Here is a 14,902-nt window from a genome sequence, read left to right as displayed (position 1 = left end):
TCGTCATCCCGGATCAAGTCCGGGATTACGATTTGGGTTAGGAGGGCGTAAGAGCCGCGATCGGCTCCACCACCAGCACACCGCGATCTACTTCCACCACGCGCACCCGCGCGCCGGTCGGGGCATCCGGCCCGCGTGCCGGCCACACGCCGTCACCGACCCGCACCCGCCCGCCATCCGCCTCAATCGCCTGCTCCACCACGACAATCTCGCCGACCAGCCGCGCGGCGCGATCGTTGAGCAGCGGATCGGCGGTGGCGACGGGATAGTCGTGGTACCAGCGGCGGCCGATCAGCACGGTCACGCCGCTCCAGATCGCGAACGAGCCGAGCTGCGCGGCGAGCGGTAGATCGGGCAGCGCGAGCGTCGCCGCGCCGGTGATCGCCGCGGCGACCGCCAGAAAGATCAGAAACACGCCGGGGATCAGCAGTTCGGCAAGCCCCAGCAGCAGCGCGAGCGCGAGCCACAGCGTGCCAGCGCTGATCCCGCCCAGCGTCACTGGCCGCTCTGCTCGAACGGCCCGCGCACGCGCGCCGGCGGGGCAGGGGGCGTGGGCGCGGTGGGCGCATCCGACAGCGCCTGCTTGGCGAGCTCGCCGATCCCGCCCAGCGTGCCGATCAGCTGCGTCGCCTCGACCGGGAACAGGATCGTCTTGGCATTGGGCGAGGTGGCGAACTTGCCGATCGCCTCGACATATTTCTGCGCGATGAAATAGTTGAGCGATTGCGCGCTGCCCTGTTCGATCGCCACCGAAACGAGCTCGGTCGCCTTGGCCTCCGCCTCGGCCGAGCGCTCGCGGGCCTCGGCGTCGCGATAGGCGGCCTCGCGCCGGCCCTCGGCCTCGAGGATCTTCGACTGCTTCTGCCCCTCGGCGCGCAGGATCTCCGAGGCGCGGCTGCCTTCGGCCTCGAGGATGTTGGCGCGCTTCTCGCGCTCGGCCTTCATCTGGCGGCCCATCGCGTTGACGATATCGGCCGGCGGGCGGATGTCCTTGACCTCGACGCGGGTGATCTTGACCCCCCAGGCGGTCGTCGCGTGATCGACCACGGCGAGCAACCGCGCGTTGATCTCGTCGCGTTTGGACAGCGTCTCGTCCAGGTCCATCGACCCCATCACGGTGCGCAAATTGGTCGTCGTCAGCTGCAGGATCGCAACATAGAGTTCGGATACTTCATAGGCCGCCTTGGCGGCATCGAGCACCTGGAAGAACACCACGCCGTCGACCGCGACCATGGCATTGTCCTTGGTGATGATCTCCTGACCCGGAATATCGATCACCTGCTCCATCATGTTGATCTTGCGGCCGACGCGGTAGAAAAAGGCGGGGTAGAAATTGAACCCCGGCCGCGCGGTGGTGGTGAAGCGGCCGAAATGTTCGATCGTATATTGATAGCCTTGCCGCACGATCTTGATGCTGGTCATGAGATAGAACAGCACCAACGCGACCACGATCGCACTCAAGATCAACGCCATGTCCAACCCCTCCATAAGCCTGGCCGGCAAGTTAGCAGATCGGCGGGGCAAACCTAGCCAAATGCGCCGTGCGAACCCGGCCTAGCGCAATGCCCCCCACTTGGTTACATGGCACGCCACGATTCTCCCCACGCAGGAACTGGCTCTCATGGACATCCGCCTCGGCCTCACTTTCGACGATGTCCTGCTGTATCCGGCCGAATCCGATATCGTGCCCAGCCAGGCCAATACGCGCACGCAGCTGACGCGGGGCATCGCGCTCGACATTCCGATCGTCTCCTCGGCGATGGACACGGTGACCGAGGCGGACATGGCGATCGTGATGGCGCAATTGGGCGGCATCGGCGTGCTTCACCGCAACATGGAAATCGACGAGCAGGTCGCCGCGGTGCGCCAGGTCAAGCGCTTCGAGAGCGGCATGGTGGTCAACCCGATCACGATCCATCCGCGCGCCACGCTGGCCGAGGCGCGCGCGCTGATGACCAACAACCGCATCAGCGGCATCCCGGTGGTGGAGAGCGACGGCAAGCTGGTCGGCATCCTCACCAACCGTGACGTGCGCTTCGCCGAGAACCCGCTCCAGCCGGTGTCCGAGCTGATGACGCACGAAAATCTCGCCACCGTCTCGTCGGGCGTGGGCAAGGACGAGGCGCGCCGCCTGCTGCACCAGCGCCGGATCGAGAAGCTGCTCGTCGTCGACGATTCCTACCGCTGCGTCGGGCTGATCACGGTCAAGGATATCGAAAAGGCGGTCACCTATCCCAACGCGACCAAGGACGAGAGCGGCCGGCTGCGCGTCGCCGCCGCGACCACGGTCGGCGACAAGGGCTTCGAGCGCACCGAGGCTCTGGTCGATGCCGAACTCGACCTGATCGTGATCGATACCGCGCACGGCCATAACCGCGATGTCGCGCGTGCCGTGGAGCGGGTGAAGAAGCTGAGCAATTCGGTCCAGGTGATCGCCGGCAACGTCGCCACGGCCGAGGCGGCGCGCGCGCTGATCGATGCCGGTGCGGACGGGATCAAGGTCGGCATCGGGCCAGGCTCGATCTGCACCACGCGGATCGTCGCCGGCGTCGGCGTGCCGCAGCTGACCGCGGTGATGGATTGCGCGGCGGAAGCGGCCAAAAGCGGCGTGCCGGTGATCGCCGATGGCGGCATCCGCACCTCGGGCGACATTGCCAAGGCTTTGGCTGGCGGAGCGTCGAGCGTGATGATCGGCTCGTTGCTCGCCGGCACCGAGGAAGCACCGGGCGACACGTTCATCTATCAGGGCCGCGCGTACAAATCGTATCGCGGCATGGGCTCGGTCGGCGCGATGGGCCGCGGCTCGGCGGATCGCTATTTCCAGGGCGACATCAAGGATCAGTTGAAGCTGGTGCCCGAGGGGATCGAGGGCCAGGTGGCGTTCAAGGGCCCGGCGCGCGACGTGATCCACCAGTTGGTCGGCGGCGTGAAGGCGGCGATGGGCTATACCGGCTCGGCCACCATTCCCGATCTGCAGCAGCGCGCGCGCTTCGTGCAGATCACCGGCGCCGGGCTGATGGAAAGCCATGTCCACGACGTCTCCATCACGCGCGAAGCGCCGAACTATCCGACGCGCTGACGTAAAATCCCCCGCGCTTCCCCGGCGAAGGCCGGGGTCCAGTCGCGATGGCAGACTATCTTAATCGTCACCCCGGACTTGTTCCGGGGTCCACTGTGCCGCATGAGCCTCGGCCGATTGGTTGCGGCGCGGTGGACCCCGGAACATGTCCGGGGTGACGTATTGTTTGTCGGTCCTGCCGCTCACCGACCCGACCACGTCAGGAAAATGACATGACCCCCTCCGCCCGTATCCAGGCCGCGATCGACCTGCTCGACGCCATCGTCATCGCCGCGCGCGATCAGGGGGCGGCGGCGGACACGATCATCGCCAAATATTTCGCGCAGCGCCGCTATGCCGGGAGCAAGGATCGCCGCGCGGTGCGCGAGCTGGTCTATCGTGCGATCCGCATGCTCGGCGAACGGCCGAAGAGCGGCCGCGCGGCGATGCTGGCGCTGGCCGCGACCGATCCCGAGATCGCCGCTTTGTTCGACGGCTCGACGCACGCGCCGGCGGCGATCGGCGACAAGGAAGCCGCCGCCGCGCCGGGCATCGCGCCCGCGTGGATCGTCACCAAGCTTACCGAGTCCGGGATCGGCGCCGACGAGCTGCCCGCGCTGATCGACCGCGCCCCGCTCGACATCCGCATCAACACGCTGGTCGCCACGCCGGCACCGATCGACGGCGCCGCGCCGATCGCCGGCCTGCCGGACGCGCGTCGGCTGCCCTCGGGCACCAGCATCGAGCAGCTCGATGCGTTCAAGGACGGCGCGATCGAGGTCCAGGACGCCGGCAGCCAGATCGTCGCGCTCGCCGCGCGCGCGCAGCCGGGGCAGCGCATCGTCGATCTGTGCGCCGGCGCCGGCGGCAAGACGCTCGCGCTCGCCGCGGCGATGCAGGACCAGGGCGTGCTGCTCGCCACCGATACCGATCGCGCACGCCTGTCGCGCCTCACGCCGCGTGCGGCACGCGCCGGCGCGACCATCGTCGAAACGCGGCTGCTCAATCCCGGTCGCGAAGCCGAGCTACTGGCCGACTGGAACGACAGCGCGGATGTCGTGCTGATCGACGCGCCCTGCTCGGGCACCGGCACGTGGCGGCGCAACCCCGAGGCGCGCTGGCGGCTGACGCCGGACCGGATCGAGCGGCTGGCGACGACGCAGGCGCATGTGCTCGAGATCGGCGCCAATTTGGTCAAGCCGGGCGGGGCGCTGGTCTATATCGTCTGCTCACTACTCGACGAGGAAGGGGCAGGGCAGGTGTCGGCCTTCCTGACCGCGCATCCCGGCTGGCAGGTCGAGGGCCTCGATCTCCCCGCCGGCCGGGCGCATGGCGGCGGCGTGCGGCTGACGCCAGCGCGTGACGCCACCGACGGATTTTTTGTCGCGCGCCTCCTGCGGCCATGCTAGCCACAGCCACCGTGCCCACCCTGGAGAGCATCATGCGTTATTCGTCCGTCGCCGCCGCCGCCGCGCTGACTTTGCTGACGGTGTCGACGTCGCTGCACGGGCAGCGCCCGGACGATCAGATCGACCCGCGCTCGCTGGCGCTGCTCGCGCAGGGCCGCGCGGCGCAGGCGGCGGGCAATCTCGATGGCGCGACCGATCTGCTGGAAACCGCGCTGGCGGTCGATCCGCGTAACCGGCCGGCCTATATCGTGCTCGGCGATGTCGCGCAGAAGCGCGGCCTGCCGGGCAAGGCGATCCGCCTGTACCGCGAAGCGCTGATGCTCGAACCGAACGACCGCCTGGCCTTGCTCGGCCAGGGCGAGGCGCTGGTCGCCAAGGGCGCGGTCGCGCAGGCCAAGGGCAATCTGGTCAAGATCCGCACCCTCTGCGCCAAGGCCGCCTGCCCCGAGAGCGCGAGCCTGGCGGCGGCGATCGCCAAGGGCCCACCGGTGCAGACCGCCGCGGCGACCAAGGTGCCCGACAAGGTTCCGACCGCCAAGGAGTGACCCCAGCCGCCGTGGGCGGCGGCGCGACGGGTCACGCGCCGGTCACGTCGACCGCATCACCGAACGGCACGCGCGCCACGCACGCCCCAGTATCGTCGACGATCTCGATCAGGCAGGCCAGGCACAGCTTACCCTCACCAAGCTGATCGCACATGATCGCGCGCGCATCGCGGATCGCGGCGGCATAGGCTGCCGCCAGCGTCGCAAAGACGCGCCCTTCCTCGTCGACGGTGATCGTGCCGCGCTCGTGCAGATGGAAGAAGTAGCGCGCCATGCAACGCGAGCGTTCGAAACCGTGCGAAGTTTCGGGACTTTATCGAGATCAGGCCAATAAACTGCCCGCTCAGTCGACTTTCTCGAGCACCAGATAGCGCGGATCGAACTCGGCGATCGCGGACAACAGCTTCCAGTCGAGGACATGCAATTGCTTGTCGACGATCCGCGCGGCGCGCGCCTCGCGCAGCGCCCGCAGCGTGCGGTTGACATGGACCGGGGTGAGGCCGGTCGTATCGCCGAGCGTGGTCTGGGTCAGCGGCCAGCCGATCACGCCGCCGTCCGGGCACTGGCCCCGGCCGAAGCGGCAGGCCATCTCGCACAAAAGGTGCGCGACCCGCCCCTTGGCGGAGAGCCGCGCATTGACCAGCGCCCATTGCGAGAGCACCGCGGCATCGACCATGCAATCGCGCCAGAATGCTTCGGCCAGTGTCAGCGACTGGCCGGCGAGCCGGTGGATCTCGGCATGCGGGACGCGGTAGATCACCGTCTCGCCGACGCTCTGCAACGCGGTCGCGGCATTGGGCAGCATGACCGAATGCAGATCGGCCATGTCGCCGGGGATGTGCAGCGCGGTCATCTGCCGCTCGCCGTCGCGCGTCTGCCCGAAGCGGCCGGCCAGGCCCGAGACGATCAGGCAGGCGCGATCGACCCGCTCGCCGAGCCGCACGAAATCACGATTGGGCCGGATCGTTTCGAGCTCCCCCGGCAGGGCCAGGATCGCGTGGCGCTCCGCGTCGCTCAGTGTCGAGCGCAGCGTCAGTCGGTCGAGCCAGAGGGACAGGGCATGTCGAGCGTCAGTCATGCAGGCGCCCTACAATGAATTGGGTGGCCTATCCAATAGCAGGCGCGGTCATCGCGCGCGCGGTGGCGGCGAACTCGGCCACGCTGACCGTCTCGGCGCGGCGCGTGGCGTCGATGCCGACCGCCTCCAGCGCGGCCAGCGCGCCGGGCAGGCCTTTGACGCTCTGCCGCAGCATCTTGCGCCGCTGCCCGAACGCGGCCGCCGTGAGCCGTTCGAGTGTCGCGAAATCGACACCCTCGGGCGCGGCGGTGGGGGCGATATGGACCACTGCCGACATCACCTTGGGCGGCGGGGTGAAGGCCGAGCGATGCACCGGCATGGCCAGCCGGGCGGAAGAGCGCCACTGCGCCAGCACGGCGAGGCGGCCATAGGCATCGTCGTTGGTGCCGGCGACGATGCGATCGGCGACTTCCTTCTGGAACATCAGCGTCAGGCTCTGCCACCAGGGCAGCCAGTCGGCGGACAGCCAGCGGACCAGCAACGCGGTGCCGATATTATAGGGCAGGTTGGAGACGATATGCGGCTTGCCCTCGAACAGCGCGGCGGTGTCGAGCTCCAGCGCATCGCCCTCGATCACGCGCAGCCGGCCAGGAAAGGCCTCGCCCAGTTCGGTCAGCGCCGGAATGCAGCGGCGGTCGCGCTCGACCGCGGTGACGCGCGCGCCGGCCTGCAGCAGCGCGCGGGTCAGCCCGCCGGGGCCGGGGCCGACCTCGAACACCTCGGCATCGTGCAAATCGCCCGGGATCCGCGCGATGCGCGCGAGCAATTGCTGGTCGAGCAAGAAATTCTGCCCCAGCGCCTTGCTCGCATTGAGCCCGTGCCGCGCGATCACCTCGCGCAGCGGCGGCAGATCGATGCTCACGATCCCGCCGCGGCGCGGCGTGCGGTGGCGTCGCCGGCCATGTGGATCGCCGCGATCATCGCGCCGGGATGCGCGCTGTTTGTGCCGGCGATGCCGAACGCGGTGCCGTGATCGGGCGAGGTGCGGACGATCGGCAGGCCCAGCGTGATGTTCACGCCATCGTCGAAATGCAGCGTCTTGAGCGGCACCAGCGCCTGATCGTGATAGCAGCACAGGGCCGCATCATAGGTGCTGCGCGCGCGATCGTGGAACATCGTGTCGGCGGCGAACGGCCCGGTGGCGTCGATCCCCTCGTCCTGCAGCAGCGCGATCGCCGGCATCAGGAGATCGATCTCCTCGCGGCCCAGCGCGCCATGCTCGCCGGCATGCGGGTTGAACCCGGCAAAGGCCAGGCGCGGCCGTTCGATGCCGAAATTGCGCTGCAGCCCGCGCGCCGTGACGCGCGCCTTGGACAGGATCAGATCGATCGTCAGCAGCCCGGAGACGGCCGCCAGCGGGACATGCGTGGTGATCGGCACGACGCGCAACGTCGGCCCGGCGAGCATCATCACCGCATTGTCGCGCGCGATGCCGCAGCGTTCGGCGATGAATTCGGTCTGGCCGGGATAGGAAAAGCCGATCTGATAGAGCTGCGCCTTGGACACCGGCCCGGTGACCAGCGCGCTGACCGCATCGGACCGCGCCAGCCCGGCGGCGAGCTCGAGCGAATGCAGCGCACAGCGCGCGCCATCGACATCGGCGATACCGGGATTGATCTGCCCGCCATCCTCGACATTGAGCACCGGCAGCGCGGTGGCGAACGCCGCGGCGGCCTGGCCGGGATCGCCGATTTCGGCGACCGGCCCGTCCCACACGGCAGCGATCGCGCGCGCGTCGCCGACCGCAAAGAACAGCGGCAGGCGCTCAGCGACGCGCGCGGCCCAAGCCTTGGCGATCACTTCCGGCCCGATGCCGGCGGGATCGCCCATCGAGACCGCGAGGGGAGCGGTCATCGCCCCGGCCTCAGCGATATTCGACGATCGCGTCGCGGCGCAGATCGCGCAGCATCTGCTGCGCGCGCAGATTGACGCGCTGCTGCTCGATCTGGCCCTGCAGCTGATCGGCCCGCGGCAGTTCGCCGTTGCGCGGCTCGTCGCGGCCGCACACCACCAGCGCCCGCACGCCATCCTGCGCCGAGCCGAACGGCGGGGTCGCCTCGCCGATCTGCAGGCGCAGCACGATCTGCTGCAGCGCCGGCGGCAGATCGCGGATCAGGATCGAATCGCGATCGACGACATCGGCGCCGAGCGTCCCGGCGACCTTGGCGACGTCGCCGCAGCCCTTGAGTTCCTTGATCGCAGTCGCGAACGCGCTGACCCGCGCGGTGGCCTGGGCCTGCGTCGTGCCGGCGGGGAAGCTCACCGTCATCTGCTTGAGCGCAAGCCGCGCGTCGCGCGGATCGGCGGTCAGCACCTGCCGCTTGTCGACCAGATAGAGCAGCGAGAAGCCGCCCGGCACCTCGATCGGGCCGGCGATCTGCCCGGCTTCCATCGTCGTCGCCGCCTTGGCCAGCGATTCCGGCAGCTGCGCGGTGCGCACCCAGCCGAGATCGCCATCGACCGCCTTGGTCGAGGCTTCGGAGAAGTTGCGCGCGAAATAGCCGAACGGCGCCTCGCCCTTCTGGATCTTCTCGATCATCTGCCGCATGCTGGCGAACACCTGCTCGGCGCGCTCGGGCGTGGCCGAGAGATAGATTTCGTTGACGCGATATTCCTCGGTGCCCTTGCTCGCCTCGAGCCGCTTGAGGATCGACTGGACCTCTTCCTCGCCGACATTGACGTTCGGCTCGACCTTGCGGCGCAGGAAGCCGCTCCACGCCAGTTCGCCCTCGATCTGGCGCTTCATCGAGCGCTCCGACGAACCGGCCTTGCGCAGATAGGTGCGGAACTGTTCCGGCGTCTGCTGGAAGTTCTTGGCCACGCTGTTGAAGCTCGAATTGATCTGCGCCGCCGGGATCGTGATGTCGTTGGCCTTGGCCTCCTGGATCTGCAGCGCTTCGTCGATCAGCTGGTTGAGCACCTGCGTGCGCAGCCGGATCTTGTCCTCGTCGCTGATCTTCAGGGGGTTGGCGGCCATGATCAGCGCCACGCGCTGGTCGACATCGGTGCCGGTGATGACGGTGTCGTTGACGATCGCGGTCGGCTTGCGCACGTTGGGATCGACCTTGCCGAACACCTGCATGTTGTCGGGGATGTTGAGCCCGATATCGGGCACCGCCTCATCCCCCACGGTCTGCGCCACGGCTGCCGTCGCGACGGCGATACCGGCGCACAGCGTCATCACGCGACCGATACGGGTAGCCTTCGTCATCGAAATCATCACGTTGTTCTTAATCCCATGAAGCGTCGTCGCGCCAATGCTGGCCAGGCTTTGTAGCGGAGCAGGTGAATGCAAGCTTAGCGGCCGAGATTCTTGAAGGAAAGGCTCAACGAGAAGCCGTTGCCACTCCGCGCGTCGCCGGTGCTCTGATAATCGTGGCGCCAGGTAAAGCCCAGCTTCAGGCAATCGTCTTCATAAGCCACACCGAGCCGGTGCCGCACCGGATCGAAACCATCCGAAACGGACAGCGCATCCTCGTTGCGATCGGTGAGATCGACCACCGCCGAGCCGAACACCGACCAGAAGCGGGCGAACTGCACGCGCCCGGCGATGCGGGCTTCCTCGCGATCGGCGAGATCCTCCGCCGTGCCGGTGATATCGCGGTTGAGCCGCAGATAGCCGAGCAAGGCATAGGTGCCGCGCGTGCCGATCGTCGCGTCGATCTCGTTGCGGCGGATCGCCAGATCATCCTTGTCGAGCCGATAGCGGTGCGTGAAGGTCACGAAATCGCGGATCCGGATATCGGTGCGGCCGACGAAATCGGAAAAGCGGTCGTCGAGGCCGGTGCCCTGCGGGAAGATCACCGGGCGCGATCCGAGGCGATAGCTCTGCCCGATATTGGTGGCGATCGCCACGCCGGGCAGATCGAGCGCCCAATCGGCGCCATAGGTGAAGCGCGTGGCATCCTCGACCCGGTCGTAGCCGGCGAAGCGATTGAGCGCGAACAGGTTCGAATCCTCGAGATCGACCGCGCGGGCATCCTCGTTCGGGATATCGAGATTCTCGACCTTGGGCGAGGCGACGATCTGCACCCGCGGCGTCAGCCGCTGCGTCCCGCCGAACAGTTCGCCGATCAGCGGCCATTTCACGTCGACCGCCAGCGCGCCGACCAGCCGGCCGTGATAGCCCTCGGTGCCGCTATAGCTGGCGACCGCGGTCGAGAGCGTATCGTTGGCATGATAGGCGTCGGCCCGGCCATAGGCGGTGAAGGTCACTTCCTGGCCCCAGCGGGTCAGCTTGCGCAGATCCCAGCGCGCGCTGGCGAAGGCGCGCTGCGTGTCCTGCCCGTCGGTGCGGGTCAGCGCGAGCGTGTTGACCTGCAGCTGGATCTTGCCGCCGAGCAGCCCGTCGTCGAGCCGGCGGCGGTAATCGAGCTCGGGAAAGGCGATCGGCTGCAGCCCCTGCGGGTCGTTAACGCGCACGGTCTGCACCGCCCAGCCGGTCAGCGCGAAATAGCTGTTGGCGTCGATCCGCTCCAGGCTCGCGGTCGAGCGCAGGCGATCGTCATAGGAAATGTCGTAACGGCGCAGGAAGGTGCGATCGGTGGCCAGGCGCACCGAGGCGCTGGCGCTCCAGTTCTGATCGAACTGGAAGCGCGCGACGCCGTCGATATAGCCGCGGAACGCGGTCTCGGTGCCGAGCGGGTTGGCGGTGTTCAGATCCTCGGCGCGCCGGCCATAGGTGGCATAGCCGCGCAGCTTGAACGCGCCCTTGGCGCTCAGCGCGCTGTAATCCACCTGCAGCATCGGCAGCACACCGGTGAAGACGTGCGGCGTGACGATCAGGCTGCGGTTCGGCGCCAGGTTGAAGAAATAGGGCTGGGCATATTCCAGCCCGTTGGTGCGGTTGTATTTCAGGTCCGGCGTCAGCAGCCCGTTGGCGCCCTGGCTGTTGCCGCCCACCGGATGCGAGAAGGCGGGCAGCGGCAGGCTCGGCAGGCCGAACAGCGTGATCTTGGCGCCGCTGTAGAAGATCCGGCCACGTTCGGGGCGATAGACCACGCGCACCGCGGTGATCTTCCACGAGGGCTCCTTCGGGCAGCCGGCCGAATTGGTCACGGTGCACGGCGTATAGGCGGCGTCGTCGAGCGTCACCGTCTCGTTGAGCGACCGCGTGCCGCGCCGTGCCGCCAGCCGACCGCCGCGCTCGAGCACGACGAGCATATTGTCGACCACGCCGTCCTTCAGCGAATCGGTCAGCTCGATCGAATCGCCATAGGCGGTGTCGCCGCCGGGATTGGTCACCGCGATCTGGCCGGTGGCGACGACCTTGCCGGTCTTGCGGTTCCACACCACCTTGTCGGCGCGCAGCCGATCGCCGCTGCGATACATGCGCACGTCGCCGATCGCCGTCACGACATCGGAATCATTGTCATATTGCAGCTCGCCGGCGGCGAACTCGACCTGATCCTCGCCGTTCGGCGCGGCCGGCGCAGCAACGCTCGCCGGCGGCGGCGGCGGCTCGACCGGGCGCGACTGGAGATCCTGCGCCCGGGCGGTTCCGGCGGCGAACAGGGCGAGCGGGAGCGCGCACGTGGAGAACAGATCGGAACGCTTCACGGTGGGAAACACACCCCCAGGCACGCCGGGATGGCGCACGATTAAGCGCCCTATCGCACCACCGTCCGCGCGCCGCAATCTCGCGCATGGCTTTGCCAGCGCTTTGCGGCTGGCCTAGAGGGTGCCGAGTCGTCATTTCTCAAGCAGCTCCAAGGATTGCCATGCAGATCGTCTTCTCCACCGCGCCCGCCGATGCCAGCGCCACGCTTGCCCTGCCGATCGACAAGGACGCGCTGGAACGCAGCCCGCTGGCCGGGCTCGACCCCGCGGCGAAGCGCGTCCTGCTCGGCGCGGCCCGCGGCGGCCGCTTCGCAGGCGATGTCGGCGCGATCGTCGAGGCGTTCGTCGCGTCGGGCGAGGGCGTGCGCCAGGTGCTGCTGCTCGGCACCGGCGACGGCAGCGATGCGGCATGGGAGAAAGCGGGCGGCGCGCTGACCGCCAAGCTGCTGACCTCCGGCGTGACCACCGTCACCGTCGATCTGGCGGGCGCCGGCGTCAGCGCCAAGGCGGCGGCGCTGTTCGCCGCGGCGGCGGCGCAGCGCGCCTGGCGGCATGACGTCTATCGCACCAAGCTGCCGGAGAAATCGAAGCCGACGCTGAACGAGATCCTGATCGTCAACGCGCCAGCGGGCAGCGACGCGGCCTGGGAATACCAGAAGGCGGTCACCGCCGGCATGGAGCTGACCCGCACATTGGTCGCCGAGCCCGCCAACATCATCTATCCCGAGACGTTCGTCGCCAAGGTGCTGGCCGAGATCGAGGGCCTCGGCCTCGAGGTCACCGTGCTCGACGAAGCCGCGATGGGCGAACTCGGCATGGGCTCGCTGCTCGGTGTCAGCCAGGGCTCTGCGCGGGAAGCACGGCTGCTGGCGCTCAAATGGAGCGGGGCAGGGGCGGGCGATCCCGCCATCGCGTTGGTCGGCAAGGGCGTGACCTTCGATACCGGCGGCATCTCGATCAAGGGTGCGGCCGGCATGGAAGACATGAAGTGGGACATGGGCGGCGCGGGCGCGGTGGTCGGCGCGATGAAGGCGCTGGCGGCACGCAAGGCGAAGGCAAACGTGATCGGCGTGTGCGGGCTGGTCGAGAACATGCCCGACGGCAATGCGATCCGCCCGGGCGACGTGCTGACCAGCATGTCCGGCCAGACGATCGAAGTGCTCAACACCGATGCCGAAGGCCGGCTGGTGCTGTGCGACTGCGTCACCTGGGTGCAGCGCACGCATCGCCCCAAGACGATCGTCGATCTGGCGACGCTGACCGGCGCGATGATCGTCGCGCTCGGCAACGAACATGGTGGCCTGTTTGCCAATGACGATGCGCTGGCCGATCAGCTGCTCCAGGCCGGGCTCGCGACGCGCGACAAATTGTGGCGCTTCCCGCTCTCCGACACATACAACAAGCTGATCGATTCGCCGATCGCCGACATGAAGAATGTCGGCCCGCGCGGCGCCGGATCGATCACCGCGGCGCAGTTCATCCAGCGCTTCGTGGATAGCGGCGTGAAATGGGCGCATCTCGACATCGCCGGCATGGTCTGGTCGGACAAGGCCGGGCCGAATTACGACAAGGGCGCGACCGGCTATGGCGTGCGCCTGCTCGACCGCTTCGTGGCGGACAATTTCGAGGCGTAAGCGAGGCGCGGCTCCCCCACCACCGTCATCCTGACGAAAGTCAGGATCCATCGTGCCTCTTGAACGATCGGACGCGAGGCACGACGGATGTTGAATTAAGATCAGCATGACGGAAGTTGGTGGTGTAGCGGCGATACAAGGTACGCAATGCAGGTCGATTTCTACCACCTCACCACCACGCCGCTCGACCGTGCGCTGCCGCAGATCGCGGACAAGGTGCTGTCGAGCGGCGCGCGGCTGCTGATCGTCGCGGAGAGCGCCGGCCAGCGCCAGGCGCTCGACCGCCTGTTGTGGAGCTATGCGCCGGAAAGCTTCATGCCCCACGGGCTGGCCGGCGCAGGCAACGATGCCGGCCAGCCGATCCTGCTCAGCGACGCGCCCGATCCGGTCAACGGCGCCCGGCATATCGCGTTGGTCGACGGCGTGTGGCGCGAGGCGGCGCTGGGCTTCGAGCGCGCGTTCCATTTCTTCGATAGCGAGCGGATCATCGAGGCGCGCGCCGCCTGGAAGGCGTTGGCCGAGCGCGACGGCGTCGAGCGGCGCTACTGGAAGCAGAACGACAATGGCCGCTGGGAAAAAGCGGCCTAACTTGCATCGCCGCGCTTGCCCGATTAGGGAACCGCGACTTCATTTCATCACCATCTTCAAGGAGCTTCACGGTCATGGCCGCGAACCGCACATTCTCCATCATCAAGCCCGACGCGACGCGTCGCAACATCACCGGCGCCGTCACCAAGATGCTGGAAGAAGCCGGCCTGCGCGTCGTCGCCTCGAAGCGCATCCAGATGACCCGCGAACAGGCCGAGGGCTTCTACGCGGTCCACAAGGAGCGCCCGTTCTTCGGCGAGCTCGTCAGCTTCATGATCTCCGGCCCGGTTGTCGTGCAGGTGCTCGAGGGCGAGAATGCGATGCAGCGTAACCGCGACATCATGGGCGCGACCAACCCCGAGAATGCCGAGCCCGGCACGATCCGCAAGGAACTGGCCGAATCGATCGAGGCGAACACCGTGCACGGTTCGGATTCGGACGAGAATGCCGAGATCGAGATCGCCTATTTCTTCAAGCCCGAAGAAATCGTCGGCTGATATGGACTGGCGCGTGCGACAGGCCGGGGCGGATGACGCCGATCGCCTGTCGCTCGTCGCCAATGCCTGCTTCCTCGATACCTATGCGCCGTCGCTGGACGGCGCGGATCTCGTCGCGCATTGCCTGAAGCATAACCGCGCCGAGGCGTTCGCGCAGTGGACGGGCGACCCGGCGTCGGTGGTCACGCTGGCCGAGCTGCTGCCGGGCGGCGCGCCGGTCGGCTATACCGTGCTCACCGCGCCCGATTTCCCGATTGCGCCTGAGCCCGGCGATATCGAGCTGCGGCGGATCTACACGCTGCGCCAGACCTATGGCTCGGGCATTGGCGCCGATCTGCTCACCCAGGCCTTTGCGGATGCCCGCCGGCTCGGCCGCACGCGCATGCTGCTCGGCGTATGGGACCAGAATTTCCGCGCGCACGCCTTTTACGAGCGGCACGGCTTCGTGGTGATCGGCACCCGGCAATTCACCGTCGGCAGCGAGACGCACGACGATCCGATCTACGCGCGGGATTTGTAGGCTCACTTGCAACA

Annotated in this window: 15 protein-coding genes; 7 read left to right on the top strand and 8 right to left on the bottom strand. The window is 67.8% G+C overall.

What is annotated here, in order from left to right; genetic code table 11:
- Nucleotides 1-37 precede the first annotated feature (37 nt).
- Complete coding sequence (locus NV401_RS09205) at nucleotides 38-499, bottom strand: NfeD family protein (RefSeq protein ID WP_261294122.1); 462 nt, start codon at nucleotides 497-499, stop codon at nucleotides 38-40.
- Nucleotides 496-1,473, bottom strand: coding sequence for an SPFH domain-containing protein (locus NV401_RS09200; protein ID WP_261294121.1), 978 nt, complete (start codon nucleotides 1,471-1,473; stop codon nucleotides 496-498). Before NV401_RS09200 ends, NV401_RS09205 begins: the two co-directional genes overlap by 4 nt.
- Before the next feature lie 148 nt (nucleotides 1,474-1,621).
- Here NV401_RS09200 and guaB point away from each other — a divergent pair, with 148 nt between their 5' ends.
- The 3 genes from guaB (at nucleotide 1,622) to NV401_RS09185 (ending at nucleotide 5,012) form a co-directional block, all read left to right on the top strand.
- Nucleotides 1,622-3,079 carry an IMP dehydrogenase gene (guaB, locus tag NV401_RS09195; protein ID WP_261294120.1) on the top strand — a complete coding sequence of 486 codons (1,458 nt, stop codon included), beginning with the start codon at nucleotides 1,622-1,624 and terminating at the stop codon, nucleotides 3,077-3,079.
- Between the two features lie 212 nt (nucleotides 3,080-3,291).
- The gene (locus NV401_RS09190) at nucleotides 3,292-4,467 is read left to right on the top strand and encodes an RsmB/NOP family class I SAM-dependent RNA methyltransferase (protein ID WP_261294119.1); all 1,176 of its coding nucleotides are present in this window, start codon (nucleotides 3,292-3,294) and stop codon (nucleotides 4,465-4,467) included.
- A 32-nt stretch (nucleotides 4,468-4,499) separates the two neighbouring features.
- Nucleotides 4,500-5,012 (top strand): tetratricopeptide repeat protein, encoded by a 513-nt coding sequence (locus NV401_RS09185; protein ID WP_261294118.1) that lies wholly within the window; start codon nucleotides 4,500-4,502, stop codon nucleotides 5,010-5,012.
- A gap of 31 nt (nucleotides 5,013-5,043) precedes the next feature.
- Here NV401_RS09185 and NV401_RS09180 read toward each other — a convergent pair whose 3' ends face one another.
- The 6 genes from NV401_RS09180 to NV401_RS09155 all read right to left on the bottom strand — a co-directional run bounded on the left by NV401_RS09180 (nucleotide 5,044) and on the right by NV401_RS09155 (nucleotide 11,649).
- Entirely contained in the window at nucleotides 5,044-5,286 is a 243-nt protein-coding gene (locus NV401_RS09180; RefSeq protein ID WP_261294117.1) for a DUF6894 family protein, read from the bottom strand.
- 69 nt (nucleotides 5,287-5,355) lie between these two features.
- Nucleotides 5,356-6,090: a Crp/Fnr family transcriptional regulator gene (locus tag NV401_RS09175; RefSeq protein WP_261294116.1), complete on the bottom strand. Its 735-nt coding sequence runs from the start codon at nucleotides 6,088-6,090 to the stop codon at nucleotides 5,356-5,358.
- Between the two features lie 28 nt (nucleotides 6,091-6,118).
- Complete coding sequence (gene rsmA, locus NV401_RS09170) at nucleotides 6,119-6,952, bottom strand: 16S rRNA (adenine(1518)-N(6)/adenine(1519)-N(6))-dimethyltransferase RsmA (protein ID WP_380816819.1); 834 nt, start codon at nucleotides 6,950-6,952, stop codon at nucleotides 6,119-6,121.
- A complete protein-coding gene (pdxA, locus tag NV401_RS09165; protein WP_261294115.1) occupies nucleotides 6,949-7,944 on the bottom strand; it encodes a 4-hydroxythreonine-4-phosphate dehydrogenase PdxA in 996 nt (331 codons plus the stop codon). The genes rsmA and pdxA overlap by 4 nt, the downstream gene beginning before the upstream one ends.
- A gap of 10 nt (nucleotides 7,945-7,954) precedes the next feature.
- A complete protein-coding gene (locus NV401_RS09160) occupies nucleotides 7,955-9,310 on the bottom strand; it encodes a peptidylprolyl isomerase (RefSeq protein WP_380816816.1) in 1,356 nt (451 codons plus the stop codon).
- Between the two features lie 77 nt (nucleotides 9,311-9,387).
- On the bottom strand, nucleotides 9,388-11,649 hold the full coding sequence (locus NV401_RS09155; protein ID WP_261294113.1) for an LPS-assembly protein LptD: 2,262 nt from the start codon (nucleotides 11,647-11,649) through the stop codon (nucleotides 9,388-9,390).
- Between the two features lie 161 nt (nucleotides 11,650-11,810).
- Here NV401_RS09155 and NV401_RS09150 point away from each other — a divergent pair, with 161 nt between their 5' ends.
- The 4 genes from NV401_RS09150 to NV401_RS09135 all read left to right on the top strand — a co-directional run bounded on the left by NV401_RS09150 (nucleotide 11,811) and on the right by NV401_RS09135 (nucleotide 14,888).
- Nucleotides 11,811-13,283 carry a leucyl aminopeptidase gene (locus tag NV401_RS09150; RefSeq protein WP_261294112.1) on the top strand — a complete coding sequence of 491 codons (1,473 nt, stop codon included), beginning with the start codon at nucleotides 11,811-11,813 and terminating at the stop codon, nucleotides 13,281-13,283.
- 147 nt (nucleotides 13,284-13,430) lie between these two features.
- Nucleotides 13,431-13,871 (top strand): DNA polymerase III subunit chi, encoded by a 441-nt coding sequence (locus NV401_RS09145; RefSeq protein ID WP_261294111.1) that lies wholly within the window; start codon nucleotides 13,431-13,433, stop codon nucleotides 13,869-13,871.
- Nucleotides 13,872-13,945: 74 nt separating this feature from the next.
- Nucleotides 13,946-14,368: a nucleoside-diphosphate kinase gene (gene ndk, locus NV401_RS09140; RefSeq protein ID WP_261294110.1), complete on the top strand. Its 423-nt coding sequence runs from the start codon at nucleotides 13,946-13,948 to the stop codon at nucleotides 14,366-14,368.
- A gap of 1 nt (nucleotide 14,369) precedes the next feature.
- The gene (locus NV401_RS09135) at nucleotides 14,370-14,888 is read left to right on the top strand and encodes a GNAT family N-acetyltransferase (RefSeq protein ID WP_261294109.1); all 519 of its coding nucleotides are present in this window, start codon (nucleotides 14,370-14,372) and stop codon (nucleotides 14,886-14,888) included.
- Nucleotides 14,889-14,902 lie beyond the last annotated feature (14 nt).

It is taken from the genome of Sphingomonas hylomeconis (assembly GCF_025370105.1).
GTDB lineage: Bacteria > Pseudomonadota > Alphaproteobacteria > Sphingomonadales > Sphingomonadaceae > Sphingomonas > Sphingomonas hylomeconis.
This window is presented reverse-complemented; position numbering and strand designations above follow the sequence as displayed.

Coding starts and splice junctions, on each gene's coding strand:
- NV401_RS09200 (WP_261294121.1), bottom strand. CDS start 1,473: ATGGCGTTGATCTTGAGTGCGATCGTGGTCGCGTTGGTGCTGTTCTAT.
- NV401_RS09160 (WP_380816816.1), bottom strand. CDS start 9,310: ATGATTTCGATGACGAAGGCTACCCGTATCGGTCGCGTGATGACGCTG.
- NV401_RS09145 (WP_261294111.1), top strand. CDS start 13,431: ATGCAGGTCGATTTCTACCACCTCACCACCACGCCGCTCGACCGTGCG.
- ndk (WP_261294110.1), top strand. CDS start 13,946: ATGGCCGCGAACCGCACATTCTCCATCATCAAGCCCGACGCGACGCGT.
- NV401_RS09185 (WP_261294118.1), top strand. CDS start 4,500: ATGCGTTATTCGTCCGTCGCCGCCGCCGCCGCGCTGACTTTGCTGACG.
- NV401_RS09180 (WP_261294117.1), bottom strand. CDS start 5,286: ATGGCGCGCTACTTCTTCCATCTGCACGAGCGCGGCACGATCACCGTC.
- NV401_RS09150 (WP_261294112.1), top strand. CDS start 11,811: ATGCAGATCGTCTTCTCCACCGCGCCCGCCGATGCCAGCGCCACGCTT.
- guaB (WP_261294120.1), top strand. CDS start 1,622: ATGGACATCCGCCTCGGCCTCACTTTCGACGATGTCCTGCTGTATCCG.
- pdxA (WP_261294115.1), bottom strand. CDS start 7,944: ATGACCGCTCCCCTCGCGGTCTCGATGGGCGATCCCGCCGGCATCGGG.
- NV401_RS09175 (WP_261294116.1), bottom strand. CDS start 6,090: ATGACTGACGCTCGACATGCCCTGTCCCTCTGGCTCGACCGACTGACG.
- NV401_RS09135 (WP_261294109.1), top strand. CDS start 14,370: ATGGACTGGCGCGTGCGACAGGCCGGGGCGGATGACGCCGATCGCCTG.
- NV401_RS09190 (WP_261294119.1), top strand. CDS start 3,292: ATGACCCCCTCCGCCCGTATCCAGGCCGCGATCGACCTGCTCGACGCC.